General features: G+C 63.1%; 19 protein-coding genes. 6 read left to right on the plus strand and 13 right to left on the minus strand.

Annotated features, from left to right (window positions below):
- Nucleotides 1-147 precede the first annotated feature (147 nt).
- From FYB76_RS12965 to FYB76_RS12975, 3 genes are all read left to right on the plus strand, one after another.
- Nucleotides 148-483, plus strand: a complete 336-nt coding sequence (locus tag FYB76_RS12965) for a multidrug efflux SMR transporter (RefSeq protein ID WP_154133896.1) — start codon at nt 148-150, stop codon at nt 481-483.
- Nucleotides 484-495: 12 nt separating this feature from the next.
- A complete protein-coding gene (locus FYB76_RS12970) occupies nt 496-1113 on the plus strand; it encodes a DUF3313 family protein (protein WP_004883071.1) in 618 nt (205 codons plus the stop codon).
- Between the two features lie 155 nt (nt 1114-1268).
- The gene (locus tag FYB76_RS12975; protein WP_196636953.1) at nt 1269-2723 is read left to right on the plus strand and encodes a patatin-like phospholipase family protein; all 1455 of its coding nucleotides are present in this window, start codon (nt 1269-1271) and stop codon (nt 2721-2723) included.
- On the opposite strand, the gene FYB76_RS12980 is transcribed toward FYB76_RS12975, so the two are convergent.
- The 9 genes from FYB76_RS12980 to FYB76_RS26805 form a co-directional block, all read right to left on the minus strand.
- Nucleotides 2716-4698, minus strand: coding sequence for a relaxase/mobilization nuclease and DUF3363 domain-containing protein (locus FYB76_RS12980; RefSeq protein WP_004883068.1), 1983 nt, complete (start codon nt 4696-4698; stop codon nt 2716-2718). The genes FYB76_RS12975 and FYB76_RS12980 overlap by 8 nt on opposite strands.
- A 436-nt stretch (nt 4699-5134) precedes the next feature.
- Nucleotides 5135-5734 carry a S26 family signal peptidase gene (locus FYB76_RS12985; RefSeq protein ID WP_004883067.1) on the minus strand — a complete coding sequence of 200 codons (600 nt, stop codon included), beginning with the start codon at nt 5732-5734 and terminating at the stop codon, nt 5135-5137.
- The gene (locus tag FYB76_RS12990) at nt 5731-6276 is read right to left on the minus strand and encodes a DUF2840 domain-containing protein (RefSeq protein WP_004883064.1); all 546 of its coding nucleotides are present in this window, start codon (nt 6274-6276) and stop codon (nt 5731-5733) included. The genes FYB76_RS12985 and FYB76_RS12990 overlap by 4 nt, the downstream gene beginning before the upstream one ends.
- The gene (locus FYB76_RS12995; RefSeq protein ID WP_004883063.1) at nt 6273-6548 is read right to left on the minus strand and encodes a hypothetical protein; all 276 of its coding nucleotides are present in this window, start codon (nt 6546-6548) and stop codon (nt 6273-6275) included. Before FYB76_RS12995 ends, FYB76_RS12990 begins: the two co-directional genes overlap by 4 nt.
- Nucleotides 6545-7183 carry a ParA family partition ATPase gene (parA, locus tag FYB76_RS13000; protein ID WP_004883061.1) on the minus strand — a complete coding sequence of 213 codons (639 nt, stop codon included), beginning with the start codon at nt 7181-7183 and terminating at the stop codon, nt 6545-6547. The genes FYB76_RS12995 and parA overlap by 4 nt, the downstream gene beginning before the upstream one ends.
- A gap of 265 nt (nt 7184-7448) precedes the next feature.
- Nucleotides 7449-8303, minus strand: a complete 855-nt coding sequence (locus FYB76_RS13010; RefSeq protein ID WP_028699137.1) for a replication initiator protein A — start codon at nt 8301-8303, stop codon at nt 7449-7451.
- A gap of 14 nt (nt 8304-8317) precedes the next feature.
- Entirely contained in the window at nt 8318-8602 is a 285-nt protein-coding gene (locus FYB76_RS13015; protein ID WP_004883058.1) for an AlpA family transcriptional regulator, read from the minus strand.
- 112 nt (nt 8603-8714) lie between these two features.
- Nucleotides 8715-9482 (minus strand): DUF2285 domain-containing protein, encoded by a 768-nt coding sequence (locus FYB76_RS13020; RefSeq protein ID WP_004883055.1) that lies wholly within the window; start codon nt 9480-9482, stop codon nt 8715-8717.
- Between the two features lie 343 nt (nt 9483-9825).
- Nucleotides 9826-10377, minus strand: coding sequence for a DUF2958 domain-containing protein (locus FYB76_RS26805; RefSeq protein ID WP_004883053.1), 552 nt, complete (start codon nt 10375-10377; stop codon nt 9826-9828).
- 118 nt (nt 10378-10495) lie between these two features.
- On the opposite strand from FYB76_RS26805, the gene FYB76_RS13030 reads away from it, so the two are divergent.
- Nucleotides 10496-10789, plus strand: a complete 294-nt coding sequence (locus FYB76_RS13030) for a helix-turn-helix domain-containing protein (RefSeq protein ID WP_064717570.1) — start codon at nt 10496-10498, stop codon at nt 10787-10789.
- Here the strand turns inward: FYB76_RS13030 and FYB76_RS13035 are convergent.
- From FYB76_RS13035 to FYB76_RS13050, 4 genes are all read right to left on the minus strand, one after another.
- Entirely contained in the window at nt 10786-11004 is a 219-nt protein-coding gene (locus FYB76_RS13035; protein ID WP_103790875.1) for a hypothetical protein, read from the minus strand. The two genes, FYB76_RS13030 and FYB76_RS13035, sit on opposite strands and share 4 nt — an antisense overlap.
- An 87-nt stretch (nt 11005-11091) precedes the next feature.
- A complete protein-coding gene (locus FYB76_RS13040; RefSeq protein WP_004883051.1) occupies nt 11092-11406 on the minus strand; it encodes a DUF736 domain-containing protein in 315 nt (104 codons plus the stop codon).
- An 810-nt stretch (nt 11407-12216) separates the two neighbouring features.
- Entirely contained in the window at nt 12217-14283 is a 2067-nt protein-coding gene (locus tag FYB76_RS13045) for a ParB/RepB/Spo0J family partition protein (protein WP_004883050.1), read from the minus strand.
- An 80-nt stretch (nt 14284-14363) separates the two neighbouring features.
- On the minus strand, nt 14364-15194 hold the full coding sequence (locus FYB76_RS13050) for a DUF932 domain-containing protein (RefSeq protein ID WP_004883049.1): 831 nt from the start codon (nt 15192-15194) through the stop codon (nt 14364-14366).
- 679 nt (nt 15195-15873) lie between these two features.
- Between FYB76_RS13050 and FYB76_RS13055 the strand changes: the two genes are divergently transcribed.
- Together FYB76_RS13055 and FYB76_RS13060 are read left to right on the plus strand one after the other, a co-directional pair.
- Entirely contained in the window at nt 15874-16065 is a 192-nt protein-coding gene (locus FYB76_RS13055; protein WP_004883046.1) for a type II toxin-antitoxin system RelB/DinJ family antitoxin, read from the plus strand.
- Nucleotides 16066-16126: 61 nt separating this feature from the next.
- Nucleotides 16127-17536: a Shedu immune nuclease family protein gene (locus FYB76_RS13060; RefSeq protein ID WP_004883043.1), complete on the plus strand. Its 1410-nt coding sequence runs from the start codon at nt 16127-16129 to the stop codon at nt 17534-17536.
- The last annotated feature ends 8 nt before the right edge of the window (nt 17537-17544 follow it).

The raw sequence follows: 17544 nt of genomic DNA on the forward strand, positions 1-17544 counted from the left end.
TGGCCGGAGAGATCGGGGAGACAGATTCTCGCCATCAGAGAGTTTAAGAAGAAATCAGAAGCAGAGCGAATTGACCGCCTACTGCCTATTCTTTGATGCTTTGATGCTTTGATAATCAATTTTCACTGAATAGATTTGGAGAAATATATGAACCCGTTGTCATGGAATCCATGGTTGGTTCTACTGATTGCCGGCCTGTTCGAAATCGGTTGGCCACTAGGCCTCAAGATGGGTGCGGCCAATGCAGCGATGCGCTACGTGGGGCCGGCGATTGCAGTTGCCTGTATGGCAGCCAGCGGCTTTTTCCTATGGTTATCTCTTAAACAGATCCCCATAGGAACAGCTTATGCGGTCTGGACCGGCATCGGTTCGCTGGGCGCGTTTTTCGTGGGCGTGTATGTGTTCGGCGATACCGCCTCCTTGATACGTTGGGTTGGAATTGCGCTGGTTGTTGCTGGCATCGTCTGTCTGAAAATTGGATAAATGAAAATATATATGAAACGCCCTATTTCATTAATCCATTTTGTGCTGCTGGCAGGCCTCACGGCAACCTTATCTGGCTGTGCTTCAAACGGAATGACTCGATCAGGGTTTCTTGGTGATTACGATGTATTGGGAAAAACGAAGTACGAAAATGTTCTGCTCTTCAAGGCGCCAGGCTTTGAACCCAGTCGTTACCGGGAAATATTAGTCGAGGATGCTCAGGTAGTGACGGCAACTGGACGCATAGGTGGGCTTGAAGCTGAGCAAGTGCGAGAGCTTCTCGATCACGTCAACAGTGAACTGCGACATCTCCAAACTAAGTCCGAAGCTCCCGCATCGTCAGGCCGCATACGTGTGCGTGTGGCAATTACGACCATTGAGACGCCCAATAGAGCAGTCAACACCCTAACGACGTTGCTTGTTGGACCAGTGACAACTGGGGGAGCTAGTTTGGAGTTTGAGGCAGTAGATGAACAAACAGATCGTCGGGTGGCTGCTGCTAGCTGCTTCGAGCACGGCAACGCTCTCGCGGATTTCAAAGGCTCCTACACACTGCTCGGGCATGCAAAGTCTGCAATCACCACCTGCCTTGAACGGATCAATAGCGCTTGGAGAAGTGCTGGCTCGTGAATAGCTGCTATTCCATAACTTCGCGCGGATCGCGAGGAGCCTCATCAAGGGGATTCGTAGGGTGCCGTTCTTGTAACGTCTGCAGCATTCTGGAGTGGCTCTGCTTCGTCGCAAAATTGCCGGCGTTTCTCGTTCTTGTCTATTCGAAACGCTGCGTGGTGCTGCTTGCAGAGGTAAAGCGCCTGGAGGTGTGTAAATTCACACGATGGAGTTTGGCCGGTGTGCTGGCAACGGTAGTTCTGACAGGGTGTTCCACTTACCGTCCTTGGATCAACCCGACACTTTCCGACGCCGCCTTAATGTCTCTCGCCGAGAACGACCAACGCATCAGGCCGTCGGAGGTCAACCAACCGGTGGTTGTAGCGGTGACACTGTCAGGCGGGGGCGCTCGGGCGGCGGCCTTCGGCCTGGGCGTGCTGCGCGAACTCAAGGCCACACGCTTCGCGCTAGAGGGCCAGGAGACCACTCTGTTGGATCAGGTGTTCCTGGTCAGCGGAGTGTCGGGGGGCAGCATCCTTGCCGCGCACTTCGCGGCCTTCGGCGATGCCACGCTGACTCGTTTCGAGCCGGATTTTCTGCTTGTGCCTTTTGAGGGGCGACTCATACGTGAAGCTCTGTGGCCTGAGCGTCTTTATAGACTAACTTCACCTTGGTTTGGGCGCAGCCAGATCCTGGCTCAACGCTTGGACGAACTTTTTGAAGGCCGCACCTTTGGTGACGTGCGCCGACGACCGGGCGCGCCCGAACTGATGATCACGGCAACCGACCTCACGACCGGTGCCCCTTTCGATTTCACCACCGAGCAATTCCGGCTAATCTGTTCCGACCTCGATGCAACGCCGCTGTCTTTCGCGGTGGCGGCCTCGTCGGCAGTACCGCTGGTGCTGTCGCCCGTAACGGTGCGAAACAACGCCAATACCTGTCCGCCGCCTCTCCGATCTTTGCCTGTCAGAGGGCAAAATTACAGATCACGCATCCTGCAAAGCGGCATAGACAGCTACCTCAATGCGCACGATCGGCCCTATATCCACCTCGTGGACGGTGGTGTCTCCGACAACCTCGGCGTACGTCTGATGCTAGACCGGCTAGTAGCTTCGGGCTCAATGAGCGCCAATTTCTCGGAGGTCAAGCCCGGAAGCTTGCGCCGACTCGTGTTGGTGACGGTGAACTCCGAACGAGGACTGAGCGAGAGAGTGGACAGTAGCGACCGAGTTCCCAGCACGACGCAAGTACTTGAGTCGCTGATCTTCGGTGCCGGCGCTCGCGAGACCCAGGTGACGCTGGCCATGCTTAACGACGACCTGCAACACTGGCGTTCCGAGATTGTCCGCACCCGTGGCCAAGCGGACAGCCCCTTTGCGGCCGACGCAGAAATCTACGTAGTAAGCGTAAGTCTGAACGACGTGCCGGACGACAAGATCCGGCATTCGCTGCTGCGCGTGCCCACAGCCTTCACGATCGAGGCTACGGATGTCTTGGACCTGCAAACTGCGGGAGGCGAAGCACTGAGGCAATCCAAGGAGTTTATGGCATTGATTGAATCTCTAAGAAGAATCACAGCAGCCAAGCAGACTGCGCCTGGTACTCAGCTTCCCTTGATATCTAACTGATACCGATACTGGGCTTTCGTCCAAGTTCCCAAGAGGCACTTCCGCCGATAACCTTTGCGGCAAGCTGTTGTCCCAGTCGCGGCTCAATTACCGGCCGCCACGGCACAAGGCTGAACCCCATGCCGTCATCGAGCATCGCGTAGCGCCCGCTGGCGAGCATAATGGAACGCCGGTAGATACCGGCTACGCGCTGCCCGTCGGCCACCGGGCGATGCTCTAGGCCGGTTTCCGCCGCAATGTCTTTCGCGGCCTGCACTAGTTCCCGATTGCGTAGCGTGCCCAGCAGGTTGCGCGCGAGGATGACGCGCTGCCCGCGGCGCTGTGCCAGCCCCTGTTCTTCGAGGAAATCGGCTCGCTGCTGTATGGCCTGCTTGGTATCACCGCCAAAGCCCAAGTTGCCCAGCCCACGGCCACCGCCGATCAGTTGCTGGTCAAGCCAAGTCGCGCCGATGACGCGGGCCTGCCGTTCAATAGGAAGGTGTGATTTCAGCTCTACGGCTACATCGCCCAGCCGTTGCGCGTCGTATTGGCGGCCACGCTCGGCCAGGTCGTCCGGTACCTTCCATAGCCCTTCGGCCACGCGCTCCACGATGCAAGCCCGGCGCAGGGCTTCCAGCCGCCGGACATGAGCGGCGACGACTTCCTGCGGGTCGCGTCCGGGCGTAGCCCGGCCCTGCTCGATTACCAGGTGATGATCGGTGCGGTACAGGCCATCGCTCGCCAGCGAGGCGATGTTCTTGTCGGCCGTGCGCACCTCAGTCGAACCCTTCACCTCTACCACAGCGCCCGTGGGATAGTTCGCCAGTTCGTCGCGGGCGTTCAGTGCAACGTAGTGGGCCTTACCGTCCGTGCCGTCGATGATCAGATAGCCTCGGTCGTGCAACTCATCGGCAAGCCCCTTCGCGGCCACGCGGCCGATGAGGCTGCGACCATCGTCGCCCGGCTCGAACACCGCCAGCTCACGCGGCTGGCCGCTCATGGCCCGCTGCATCGTTCGGATGATGTCGCCACGCTCACCCAGGGCACGCAAGGTCTTCTCGGCATCGGCATGAATGGCCCAGGTGCCGGGCTGCACCTCGTCGGCTAGGCCCAGGCGCTGCAAGCGTTGCAGGCGGCCGATCAGCAGCAGGCGCTGGCGTTGCAACCTCGGCTCGTTGAGCCGTTCGACATGCACCCGGCCATCCTCGCCGGTCTCGCGCTGCAAGGTGCGATCCAGGCTCGTCCACCGCTCCTGTTCCACCTCGCGCCTCAAGGTCTGCTGAATCTCCAGTTCGGTGCGCGGCCCCAGCCACTCGGTCGCCAGCTCGGCGGCGCGATGGCGGAAGCCGTGGGCGATGTAGTCACCCGCGATGATGAGGTCTTTGCCGGTGTCGTCGCGCCCGCGCACGATCAGGTGGGTGTGCGGGTTGTCGGTGTTCCAGTGATCCACCGCCACCCAATCCAGCCGCGTGCCCAGGTCGGCTTCCATGCGGCTCACCAGATGCCGGGTGTAGGTGCGCAGGTCGTCCAGCTCGGCCCCGTCCTCGGGCGAGACGATGAAGCGGAAATGGTGCCGGTCGTCGGCGCAGCGTTCCTTGAAGGCGTCCAGATCGGCTTCGTCGGCCTGTGGCCCGTAGCCCCGGCCCGGTTCGCCATCGCGACCCGCGCCGTCGCGCTCGATGTAGCGCAGGTGCTTGGCGAGCGATTGCGGGCTGGCCCGCTGGTGATTGACCAGCAAGGTCTTGATGGTCACGCGCCGCGACATGGGCATTAGCTTCGCCCCGGCGAAGCGCGCCGCCGTGTGGCCACGTCCGAGCCGAGAGCCGGGCCGCTGGCCGGTGCCAGCCGCGCCAGGACGGCGTACTGCCGACTTGCCGCTGCTGGCTTTGCCGGCCTGCTTGAGCACCTTGGAAACGAAGCTCTGCCCCTGGCCCTTGCCCCGGTTCTTCGGGGCGCTGGGGCGCACGCGAAAGTCGTCGTCGCGGCTGTCGGTCATGGCTGCGCTCCCCGCAAGCTTGGGCGTGTCCTGTCGTGCGAAGCACGCGGACATGCCAGCATTGGCGCGACCCTCGCGCCAAACGCGGCACGGTGGCGAAGCCGCTCCGTGCCGCGTTCCCCCCATGTGCTGACTGGCTTTCGACGCGGCCAGGTGCCGCGTCCTTTTGTCTTGCCTTCCGCCTTTGCCCTTCGCTGTCGCTCCAGGCAACGGCGGCCCGGCGGCGCTGCTGCGTGAACAGACAGCGCGCCGGCGAAAGCGCCAATGGCCGCAGGCCGGGCGCGTTCGAGGCAAGACGCCTGAACGTTGGACGGCTGCGCCGGATGCTGCGCGACGTGCGGTGCGAATGCACCGGCACGACAGGCGCAGCGACACTGAAGCAGCCAGCAGAACGACATGCCCGATGGCACGTCAGAGCGCAGCGAATCGGCGGCCATCATGGGCGTATCTCCGGCCACACCGGATGCGCAACGCCGATCACGGCGGATGCGCTGACCGGGCCGAAATAGCGGCTGTCGAACGATGCTGGATTCGTCACGCTCAACAGGAGCAGTTCGCCCGGTTCAAGGCGGCGGCAAAGCTGCAAGGACGGCAGCGCCCGGCCCAGCCGGTCGGCGGGCAGTACGGCGGCCGAAGGCACGCCGTCGATGCGTACCTGACCGGCGACGATGCAGACGTGTTGCGGCGCGACCGCGCCCACACGTTTGAGCAGCGGAACGCGCGTCGGCAGGTAGCCGCGCTGCGCAGCGAGCGCGGCAGCCGTGGCCGGAAGCGGCACCAGCACGATGCTGTCCACGGACAACGGACGTGGCAGCGAGGCGGTGCGCGGGTCGAACGGGTCAATGCGATACCAGCCGACCGCCACGCTGTCGGACGGGTTGTAGGTCAGACGCGGCAGCGGCGACACGAAAGCCGCCCAGGCCAGCGCAGCGAAGCCGATGGCGGCCAGTGTCGCCAGCACGATGCGAGCGCGCAGGCGTGAGCGAGGACGCGGCGCCACGTCGGGCGCGTTGGGTGTGGTGGTCGGGGCGGTCATGGCAGCACCTTCCCGGCCAGCCAGGCGGTATGCCGCTCGGTGGTGTATTCGGGCAGCGCAAGGCGAGCCGCAAGACGGTTGCCCAGCGTGCGCCAGTACGCCGGCGACACGTCGATGGCAGCGATGCCCAGCGCCTCGATGCCGTCGATGCGCTCCAGCACGGCGCGCACGTTGGCATCGCCTTCGGTGTGTAGGAGCAAGCGCGCGCCCGGCTGAACACCGGGGATGCGCTGCGCCGCGTCCAGCGGTGTGCAAGCCTGCATCACCATGAGTTGCCAGCGGATCGTGCCGTAGTCGTTGGCCTGCCAGCGGATGCGGCAGAGCATCGCGCCCGGCAGGAACACCGCGCAGCGCCGCCAGCGGTCGAGCTGAAGCGTGCGCGCCGGTTCGCCGAAGCGCAGGTAGAGCTTGAAGCGATGTTCGAGGTAGGCCAGCGAAACGCGCGTCAGCGGCACATTGCCGGCCTGTCCGGCGAGTGCCGAAAGCGCAGGCAGCGGCGCAGCCGGTGCCGCGTTCGCGGCAGGCCAAGCGAATGCGTTCATGGTGTGTTCTCCGGCGGAAACTCCCGCTCCAGCAGGCCGCGCAGCAGGTCGGCCACGGTCACGCCTTGCGTGAAGGCCGACACCTTGATGCGCGCCCGCATGGCGGGCGTGATGTCGAGCGTGAGGCGGGCCGTGTAGAGGTCGCCTTTGCCCAGCGCGTCGGCATCGCCCTGACGAATCCACGCCTCGGCGTGCGGATTCGCGGGCGGACGTGCGCCGATGCCGACGCGCTTGCCCGTGCGTTTGCTGTTGGGTGGCTGCTGCGCTGTCATGTCGGCCACCGCAGCAGTTCGTCCACCAGGGCGGTGATTTCGCGGGCGGCGGCACTGTCGGGCGCTGTCTCGCGTGCGAGCCGGCCAGCGGCCACGCTGTCGGCGAAGACGATGCGCTGATGCACCTCCGAGCGCAGCGCGGGCAGCGGCTGTTCGGCGAGCGATTGCCGCGCCTCGCGCCCGATGATGGTGGTGCTGACGCGCCGGTTGATGACGAAGGCCGCGCGGAGCAGCGGCCGGAACACCTGCGCCTCGCGGATCAGCGAAACCATTTCCGAGCTGGCCCAGAGGTCGTAGGGGCTGGGCTGCACCGGGATCAGCACGCGCTCGGCCGCCAGCAGCGCGGAGCGCGCCAAGGCGGCGATGCGCGGCGGCCCGTCGATGATGACGTGATCGGCCCGCCTGGCGAGTTCTGGCGCTTCCTGATGCAGCGTTTCGCGTGCGAGGCCCACGGCGCTGAACAGCCGTGGCAAGCCTTGCTGGCTTCTGCGCTGCGTCCAGTCCAGGGATGAACCCTGCGGGTCGGCATCGAGCAGGACGACATGCTGGCCGCGCATCGCCAGTTCGCCCGCGATGTGCGTGGCGAGCGTGGTCTTGCCGACACCGCCTTTCTGGTTGAGCAGAGCGAGGATCATGGCGCGGCCCTCCCTGCTGGAAAGCCGGGCTTTACCTGCCGTGCAAAACGCTGTTCGCCGTGCCGTTTCTCGGTTGTCCACCGAAACGGCGCGCTTCTACTAAAAGTTATGTATTTCTTGTTAGGGAAGTTAGAGGGGCCGCAAACCCGCGCCGTTATTGGCTTTCCGGCGTTTTCGTACTCCTGATAGCACGATAGGCGTACTCCCGATAGCACGATACCCGGTACTCCTGATAGCACGAGGCCGTCCACACCTTTTCCACGAGTTATCCCCGTGCCGTGTGCAGCACGGGCCGGAAGGTCAGCAGTTCTTGTCCGTCGTCCGGCATTCGCTCGATGCCCAGGACGTAGCCGGGCAGCGACTGCCGCGCCACCAGGACGCGCAGGTCGTAAGCGAAGTCGGAGAAGCGCGCAGCGCTGCCCGACTTGCGGTGCAGGTGCCGGAAGTCGAATTGCCAGCCGCCCGGCTGCTTGCCGCCGTGCTTGCGCACCAGGCGGTACAGCCAGCGCTCGATCCCGCCCTTCAAGCGGAAATAGGCTGGGTCGATGGTCAGCACCAAGGCGGCATCGAGCACGCCCGCATAGAACCAGTCCGGCAGGATCAGTTCGATGCCCAGCGGCACGCCGCTGGCATCGGCCAGTTCCTTCCACTCGTTGATCCACGAGAAGCGATGCAATCGCCTTCCCGTGGTTTCGCGGATGGACGTGGCCACCGTGGTCGATTGCAGCCGGTCGAGCGCGGCTTTCAGGCGCAGGTAGTCGTTGAGAGACGTGCCGCGCCCGATGAAGCGCAGGATCTCGTAGGGAGTGGCGCGTATCCAGCGCGACGGGCGCAAGCCCGCGTCGCGCGCCTCCACGATCTGCGAGGCGGCCCAAATCAGCAGGTCGGCATCCCATATCGTTGCGATGCCGTGCTCCTGCGTACCCTCCACGCGGATGGTGATGCCGCCGGCGCGGAAGTCGATCGGCGCGGTACGCCGCGACTTCGCCAGCGAGAAGAACGGAAAGGCCATCAAGTCCTGGCTGTCGCGGGGTGCCATGTCGCCCGGCAGCGCGCGGAACAGGTCGAGCTGTTCGCGCTGCAAGGCTTGCCCTGGCGGGCTGGACATGGCGACGGCCACCCACGCGCCAGCGATCAGCGGCCATCACGGTAATCGCCCGCGTGGCGTTCGGCATATTCCGGGTCGGAAGTCGCCTCGTAGCTGCGCTGGTCGGCCCAGGCATCGAGGTCGGACACCGCGTACATGACGCGGCGGCCGAACTTGCGGAACTTCGGGCCGCCGCCGATCACGCGCTGTTTCTCCAGCGTGCGTGGCGACAGGCGCAGGTACTCGGCGGCTTCGTCGTTGGTCAGGTAGCGTTGGGGCTGCGCAGGCGCAGCGACAGCAGCGGCGGCAGGCCGCAAGGGAGCGGGTCGCATGGGATGTACCTCCATCAAGCCCGGCCACACCACGCGGCCGGTTAGAGGCACTTTCAAGAAAGCGAGGCTGCTTGCTAAGGGACGATCTACGGGGGACGCGAAACGTCCCCCCCTACTGCAACGGCGGCGGAAGCTGTGCCAGGCGGCGATAGCCGCCACGCATCAGCGCATCGCCACGACGTACCAGCCGCCGCACGCGGGCACGTAAGGCGCTGTCCTTGTGCCAGTCGGCGGCGACGGCATCGGCGCCGAACAGCCCTTCGGCCACTTCGCGCAATGACGCGCCCGCCAGGGTCGCGTCGAGCGTCTGCAAGGTGTGCAGTTCCAGCACCGCGGCCGTCGTGGGCCTGGAACGGGCCGCCGCCGCAGGCGTGGCAACCGTGGCCACGGCCAATGCGTCCAGCTCGGACGCGAGCGTGCGATAGCGCGCGCAGGGCGTGGCGCAGGCGCGGGTGGCGTAGAGGTAGGCCATGCCGTCTTCCAGGCCCGGCGCGAGCGCGAGCCGCAGGCAGCAGCCGGGCCAATGCGACACCAGCACCAGGCGCTTGCCGTCGTGGATCAGTTGCTTGCGGCCAGGGACGCGCCAGAACTCGAAGGCATGGGCTTCGGGTGGCGGGTCATCGTCCGGGTAAACCTGCACGACGGCATCGTGATCGGGAAACCAGGCCGGATGCGCGTCGCGCGCATCCAGGGCTGGGTCTTCCAGCAGGCGCAGGCCCCACGCCTGCGCCGTGTCCGGCCGGCGGCGGCGGCGCAGCCAGTCGCGGCGGTAGTCGGGATTTCGGCGCAGGTATTCCCACGCCAGCGCAGGGCCGTCAAGGTGCAGAACGTAGAGATAGGCCGCTGTCGGATACCAGTGTTCGGCGCTGCGATCAGTCATGGCGAAACCTCCCTCTGTTTGGGATGCGTCGCCACGATTTCCGCGATGCGGGAACTATCGAAATGCCATCAGGTCGTCATCAAAATTGGTTAGGCTGTAACTGTCGGTGTCAAGACCATTTGGCTCTGCGTGTTGCGGAAATCGTCTGAATGCGACGGCTACGCCTTCAGGAAAATGACGCGCAGCACCGAACACCGTGCCGCAGCCCGCGCCCAAGATCAGGACTGTTTTCAACAGGATCGCACCACTTCGGTGCAAGAATGCGGATTCAGACCTGCACGGTCTTGATCAAGATTGAAATAGTCACGATGCGCCCCGGCTGGCTAGGCCGCGCTGGTTTTCATCAGTCCGTGATCGCGCCGTTCTCCTGCGCCAGCCGGACGTACTCCGATAACGGGCGCACCGCCTGGAAATACCGATCCCGCCGCACCGGCAGCTTGCGCGGCCCGACGATGCCCGCCAGGTCGGACAGCTTGACCATCCCGAGCTCAGGCATACCGATACCGAGGTCGATCAGGCCGTAGGCCGTGTCGCCATCCGCCGGGTCGAGCGACACCAGCAGCCAGGTCACATGCGCGTCCGGGGTGAACAAGCGCACCACGGGCAGCGGGTCGAGCCGCTGACCAGCGGCGAGCGCCGCGCCGTGGGCCAGCAGCCGGGCGCGTTCATCAGCGGTGACAAGCGGCAGGGTCATGGGCAGCTTCTCCACGAAACCGACGATGCGCGAATGCGCTTTGGTGCCGAAGCGCAGAACTGCCGAAACGCATCCGTGCATTCGTGTGGAAGCACCGATGTGCAAGCCATCGCATCCGTAGAAGAACAGAAGCGCCGAAGCGGAATTGTCGGAAGCCGGAAAGACACGGATGCGATTCCCCGGTTCTGTCGGAATCCGCATCTGCGGATTTCCGTAAAAGCACGAAAGCGGGCCTTTCAGCCATGAATGAACACTATAGATTGTAGCCCTATAGGGCGCAATGGGCTGTCATCTTGGTTTTTATGGGGAAACCAAGTTAGTGACAGCGAAACACTCATTGGCAACGGCAATACGGACAGTCAGGAAGGCGCGAGGCTTGAGCCAGGAAGCGTTCTCCGACGTGTCCAGCCGCACCTATATGAGTACGCTGGAGCGCGACTTGAAAAGTCCGACCCTGCACAAGCTGACCGAGCTGTGCGAGGTCATGGAAGTGCATCCGCTGACGCTGTTGACGCTGGCCTACGCCGGCGACGACACGCACAAGGCCGACGAACTGCTGGCGCGGGTGCGCCAGGAGTTCGAGGCCGTGCTGAAAGAGCGCGACGCGCCCTAGCGCGTCTGAATGCCCGCAAGCGGAGCGCGCAGCGCCGCCAGGCGCGAAGGCGTGAGGGATTGAAGCCGAATGGACATGACGCCATTGGCGGCATGGGGCGCAGCCCGAAAGCCCGGCGGCGCAATGCGCCGACACGCCATGCTGTTCCTACTGCCACGGGCTTCGAGCCATTCGACCATCACCAATGCAATGCTGGCCTTGGACATGCGGGACATGGGGCAACTGCCGAAACCCTGTGCGTGCGATGCTGCGATCAGCAGCACCGCGCCCCGCCGCAATGGGCGGGGCGCGGTGGGCGGCCGTCAGGCCGCCTTGGGCTTGCTGCGCGACCAGATGAGGTCGTGCGTGTCATTCTCGCCTTCGATCAGGCGGGCATAGACCGTCGCCGGGAATGAAGGATCGTCGATGGCCACCGACAGGTAATCCCGCCCGGCCTCGCTGGTTTTCTTCCACGCCGCGCCGAAGTCGTGGCCGGCCGCTTGCAGGCGGAAGTCCGGGGCGCTTTCGTTCTCGCCCTTGTCGTTGGGAACCAGCTTGACCTTGAAGTTGAGGGTCAGGGTGCGGAGCTGGCCGGTGAAGCCGTCTTTCTCTGCGGTGAAGGTGCCGATGTTAGCCATGATGATTTCTCCTTTCGGGTTGAACAAGGTCGCGCCAGTGCGTCCTTGTTGTGATCCGTCCGGCGGGGGATGGGCTGGCCGCACCGCGCAGCGGTCGCAACACCGTGGAGAACCTGGAAGCGAAAAGAATTTGTCCCGCGAGGAATGCGCGCAGCGCAGGGGGAATTGTTTTCGCTGGAAGGTTGCGGCCATGAAGCCCAGCCACCGCCAGGATTCACAACAACACAAGGACGTACTGGCCGCCCGCTCCCGAATGGAGGCATGGCCGACTCGGCATCCCCGCGCGACGGCTTCACCGGCCTGCGCCCTGACACGGGCAAGGACAATGCCCAGCGACAAGGTGAAAGCGTCCCTACTGCTGCTTGCGGCCCTTTGCGTGAGGCGTGGCGTGGAAGCTCCATTGCAAGGCCGGGCGGCGTGTCGGTGAACCGTCCTTCGTGACGTACAGGCGACGAACCGCCAGCGTCGAGGACGGCACGCTTTCGTGCAACCTGCGGCAGCAAGCCGGGGCGTAGCCCCACACGCCCGTCCATTGCGGTGGGGCGCGTTCGGAATGTCGTCGGCGCTGTGCGCCGACGCACTTATGGGCTTCGAGGGTTTCCCGCGCACAAGGTCACTTGTGCGCCGCCCCTTCGCCGTCCGCCCGAAGGCGGCGAAGGGGCGTTCTGGCTTTGGGCTTGGAAACCGGGCGCGGCCACCGCCGCGCCCGGATTTTTGACCATCGGCACCAGGGCGGAACGGCCTGGGGCCGATGCTGATGGAACAGCGAAGCGCCCCGGCCGAAACCGGGGCGCTCGGTGGTGGTGAAGGTCAGGCGGCGAGTGCGTGGGCCTGCTGCTCGTCGTCGTTGTCGATGGCTTCCGGCTCGTCGTTCGTCACCGCCTGCGGCGCATCCTGCGCCGTGGTGTCGTCGGTGCCTTCGGCCTTGAAGATGGCAGGCATCCAGCCGGTGCCATCGGCCAGCCGCTCGGCTTCGCTGGCAATGTCGGCCTTCTTCAACTTCGCCAGCCGGGTGACGTGCGCCGGGGCGTACTGCTCCACGGCTTCCAGAATCGCGGCCTTCGGCACATGCCGGAAATAACCCTCATTGGTGGGCTTCCACCATGCGGCCATGTCCAAGCCGACAGCCTGCGCCAGTTCCGCGCCCGGTTGCTGCGGCGTGGCGCGGGGTGTCACCACGTCCACCGTGACGGCCACGGATATCGCCAGCAGCCGCACCAGTTCATCTTGCGACTTCGCTAGCAGCACGGCGAACAGTTCGGCGCTGTCCTCCGGCAAGCCTTCGCCTGCTACCTGCTGCAACTCGCGCAGCGCCACGGCGGCGGGCGAATCCGGTATATCCGGGGCGATGCCTTCCAGCCGGTCTTGCGCTTTCAGGCTCACGCCCAGCGGCAAGTCGTGGCCGTAGTGGCTGCCCTGCAAGACGGTCTGCACCATGCCATGCACCAGCGCGGCCAGCGCCACTTGCGGATGCCGGGCGACTTCGATTTGCAGCGCGGCGGTGCGGTGGGCGCTCAACCGCTGCGCCAGCTTGTCGGACATGGCGGCGGTCTTGGGCTGCTCGTCGTCCTCGCCTTCGTCGTCGTTCCCGGCTTCGCTTTCGCTGCCGAAACCTTGGCGCAGGCGTTCCAGTGTGCGCAGCGCCTTGGCCTCGGCCTCGCGCATCAACCCGCGATGAATCACTGCCTGCCCGTTGCGGTCGATGGTGACGATGGCACCGGCTGCGGCCTTCACGGTCGTGCCGTAGTCCTGCAAGCCATCTTCCAGCGCCTGCAACTGCTCGCCCACGGCTTCGCCTTCTTCCTGCAAGGCATCGGCCTTTTCCTCGTCCTCGGTATCAAGCGCGTCATCCACGGCGGCGGCCAGTTCGTGCATCTTGGTTTGCAGCTTCTCGATGCGCTGCGCTTCGCGCTTGTTCGGTTCGCGGCGCTCCCTCGGCGCACGCTGGAAGGCGTGCAGGTCGGCATGGGTCACGGCGGGGGTGGCATCCACCCACGCCCAGCCTTCGTCCTTCACCTCGGCGGCGATACCTGCCAGCTTGTCTTGCGCCAGCCGTTCCAGCAGCGCGGCATCGGTCAGATACACGCCCGCGTCACCTTCCGCGAACAGGTCACGGCGCACACCACCGCCTGCGGCTCCGTAGGTATCCAGCCCCACGAAACGCACCAGCGGATGCCGGTATGCGTCAATCTCGCGCTCGGTGAGGCGGTCGCGCAATTGGGAAGGGTTGCGCTGCCACGTCGGCGCGTCGTAGAACGCGGTTTCCTGCGCGGCGTGGTCGTCGGTGATGGCAAGGGCCATCAACTGATCGAGCGTCACGGCTTCGGCGCGGTAGTCGGCCAGCAGCCGGGGCGAGACGTTCGCCAGCTTCAAGCGGCGCTGCACCACCAGCGGCGTGACGCTGAAATCGGCGGCTATGTCCTCGATGGGTCGGCCTTCGGCCACCAGCGCGGCGAATGCCTCGAACTGGTCGGCGGGGTGCATGGCTTCGCGCTGCACGTTCTCGGTGAGGCTGGCCGTGCGGGCGGTGCCATCGGCCACCAACAGGCAAGGCACTTCCCATTCCTTGCTGATGCGGCGCTTCTTCGCCAGCAGCTTCAACGCGGCCAGCCTGCGGCCACCGGCCACGACTTCGTAATGCTCGCCATCGGCGGCGGCAATGACGATGAGGTTTTGCAGCAGGCCGACACGCTGAATGCTCGCGGCGAGTTCGGGAATGGACATGCGCGGGGTCTTGCGCACGTTGCGGCCAGCAGGACGCGACACCAGCCGCGACAGCGGAACCAAAATCAGGTTCTTGGTCGGGTCGGCGGCTTCCAGCGGGATAGCGGCGGCGGTGTTGAGGGCGCGGGCTTCGGTTTGGGTAATGGCGTTCATGGTGATAACTCCTATCGGTTCAGGGATGCAGCAGCGAAGAAAGCGGCAAGGGCTGCTGCCTGCCCCTGCCGCGTGGGGAATCAGGCCTTCAACTGGCGCAGGCCATCGGCCAACATCCAGAGGGCGCGATTGAGGCGCACATCGGAATCAATGCCCTGCACGGGGCGGGTCTGCTGGCGGCGTCCGTTGGCGCTGCGGCCATGCAATCCGCCTTTGGTCAGGTTTTCTTGGGTGCGGTTGAACACGCTCCACAAGTCCGGGCGGCGGTCGTCGAACCGGCGCGGCATCAGGATTTGGCTTTCCGTGATGGGCGCGGGCTTGTTATCGGTGGGGTCGTACTTGAGGGCCAGCGCGGAACGGGCGAACACTTCGGCTTCGCCTTCGTCCAGCGTGATAGCGCGCATCAGGTCGCGGGATTCCTTCACGCGTTCGAAGCCGCTCAACACCTCGAAAGCGCCTTCGATGACAGAACCGGCCACGTCGCCCTTGTGCGGCACGCGCACATCGGCCACGGTATCGCCGCACACAAGGCCATTGCTGCAAACGAACCGGAACATTCCGGCCAGCATCTGATAGCTGCTGGTGCCGTCGTGCGAGTTCAGCAGCACGATTTCATTGGCTTCCGCGCCGTTGATCTGACTGGCATGGCGCAGGCGAATCATGTGTTTGGTGTAGTCGCGGCGGTCGTCGTGCCGCACGCGGGTTTGCGCTGCCATGAAGGGTTCAAACCCTTCCTTGCGCAGTTCCGCCAGCACGGCGGCGGTGGGAATGTAGGCGTACCGTTCGGAGCGGCTATCGTGCGGGGCCTCCGCGAAGATGGACGGGGCTACGCGGCGGATTTGGTCGTCGGACAGCGGGTAGTCACTGCGCAGCGTCGGGGAATGGGAAGCGAATCGAGATGCGAGTTGCATGGTTTTCTCCAATGAGTTGCTGTGGTTTCAAAGCTGACCGGATTCCAAGATTCGGAGCCCGTTGTGGCTTCGGTTGGTTCGGCGCAGAGACCTGGGCCGGTCCTGTTTGCCGCCGTCTTTCCTGAGTTCATCGCCCGCGAAAAACCGGGCCAGCGAGGGACTGGCCGTCAAGGGAGAAGCGCAGGGTTGGTGCGGCCCGCAGCGCAGCGAGGACTCGGCCCTGCGCGCCTTGACGGCCAGGCACCGCGGGCTACGGTCGCGGGAAAAAGCGATGAACTTGGGGAAAGACGAACAGCGGCCAATGGGCCAGGGGGTGCGCTGAAACCAACGCCGCGCGGCGAGCGCCCCTGCGTGCCAGCGGCACGCCTAGCTGGATGGCTGTTGGTCGATCAGGTGCAACCTGTTCGGTGCATGCGAGGGGCGCCAAGCAAGGCGCGGCGGGGATGGGCTGTCCAGCCGATCCCCTGGAGGGCAAGCGCCGCGCGCAGGCCAGGAGCGAAGAGACGGCCGGAGGCATCAGGGATCAAAGCCGCATGGCCGCGACTCGGCACGAGGCGCGGGGCAACGCCCGCGAGCCCGACGGCGGCACGCCGGGATGCTCTACTGTTCACAACAAAATGTAAGTGACGCAATAGTACTTATGAGCCACAATGTAGCTACATCTATTGTGAGCGCAACAATGGCAAGTAACGACGTCGTTCGTGCCCGGATTGACGGGCAGATTAAAGAAGCCGCAACTGTTGTTCTGGCTGAAATGGGGTTATCAATTTCGGATGCGATTCGGATGCTGCTGACCCGAATCGCGGCAGATAAGGCACTCCCCTTTGACATCAATCGTGTGTCGTCCGATTCTGATCGGAAGGCACCATAAGGTTGCGCTGAGGCAAGGCCCGCAAATCGTTTCTCTGAACAGTAGGGATCAAGAATAGTTCATGGCATCTATCAGACCTTCAGCATTCAATCAACGTGAGCGTTTGGACGGCGGCCCCTTCCTTGTCATTGAAGCAGCCGAACCGGAAGAGGAAGGCATTAACGTTTTCTTCACTGATATTCCCGCAGCGGAGCGCAAGCCGGATTCGCCAATAGCGAGACTGCTCAATGTGTGTCCAGACAGATTGACCATTTGGCCTCTTAATATTCGAGAAGATCGCGACGATTACCTGCAACCTAAATACGGCACCCTTGAACGCATCGTCGTCGCTCGGCCTGTTATCGAGCCCTACATACTGCCAGAGACTACTGACGATGTCGTTGGGCTTCTTGAGCAGTTGCCGGATGGGTTTGCCAAAGATTTTCGATTCGGTTTGGGGCTTCTGTGGGAATATCGGCAAATTTGCGAAACAGCCGCCAGCTTAGAAAACGTAAGCATACTCATTGTCCACAAAGGAAATGACGCGAAAATTGATTCGCCATTCTTTATTCTCGGAATAAGAAGATTTCATGAATTAAGAAAAGAATTAAATCGCATAGCCTCTCGCCACCAGAGAGACGCGCGCAAGGACAAGCAATTTCATGTCTACCAGACCTTATTACATGCTGCCGATTCAGCACAATTTCCCGCTCTAAAGAAGAGCGTAAGACCTGATGCACTAACGGAAATGACCGATGGTGGGCGGCAGCATGTGACGCTTTCCAAGCGTGATCGGCGCGCCGCTGTTCGCATGGTTCAAGACAATATAGAAGCACTGGCGGAATCTGAGCCGCGCTCGCTGCTGGCATTAAAGAATGATATTGAGCTCATCACACTGAATCAACTGATTGAGCGATACCAGGAAATGCTTGGAAAAGGACTGACGGAAAGCAAGTGGCAAAGCTTCTTTCTGGAAAATCCTTTCATACTTAGTCTTGCATTTGCCGTTCCAGCCATGCTGGTTCAGGGGCAAGCTTATGCAGGTGGCAAGCGACTTAACGGGTCCGGCGGAAAATTTTCAGATTTTCTATACGCATCCGCTTCCACGGGCAATCTTGGCCTCATTGAGATAAAAAAGCCGCAAACCGAACTGCTAGGAAAATCTCCCTATCGTGGAGATGATGTTTTTGGCCCATCGACAGAATTGGGTGGAGCGATTGCTCAAATTCTAGATCAGCGTTTCAAATTGCAGAGTGAACTACCCGTCATAAAAAATAACATGAACCGATACGACCTCCACAGCTATGCGGTTCGCTGCATAGTTGTCGCTGGCATGACGCCACAAGAGCATCAGCAAAGAAAGTCATTCGAGCTCGTTCGAAATGCGTTCGCAGAGATCGTGATCGTGACTTTCGATGAACTACTTGCAAGGCTAACCGAGATTAAAAATGCGCTCCAACCGATTCCTACCTTAGACACGGTGCCGTTCTAAAACCAACT

Source organism: Herbaspirillum sp. CAH-3 (assembly GCF_009668275.1).
Taxonomy (GTDB): Bacteria; Pseudomonadota; Gammaproteobacteria; order Burkholderiales; family Burkholderiaceae_D; genus Herbaspirillum; species Herbaspirillum aquaticum.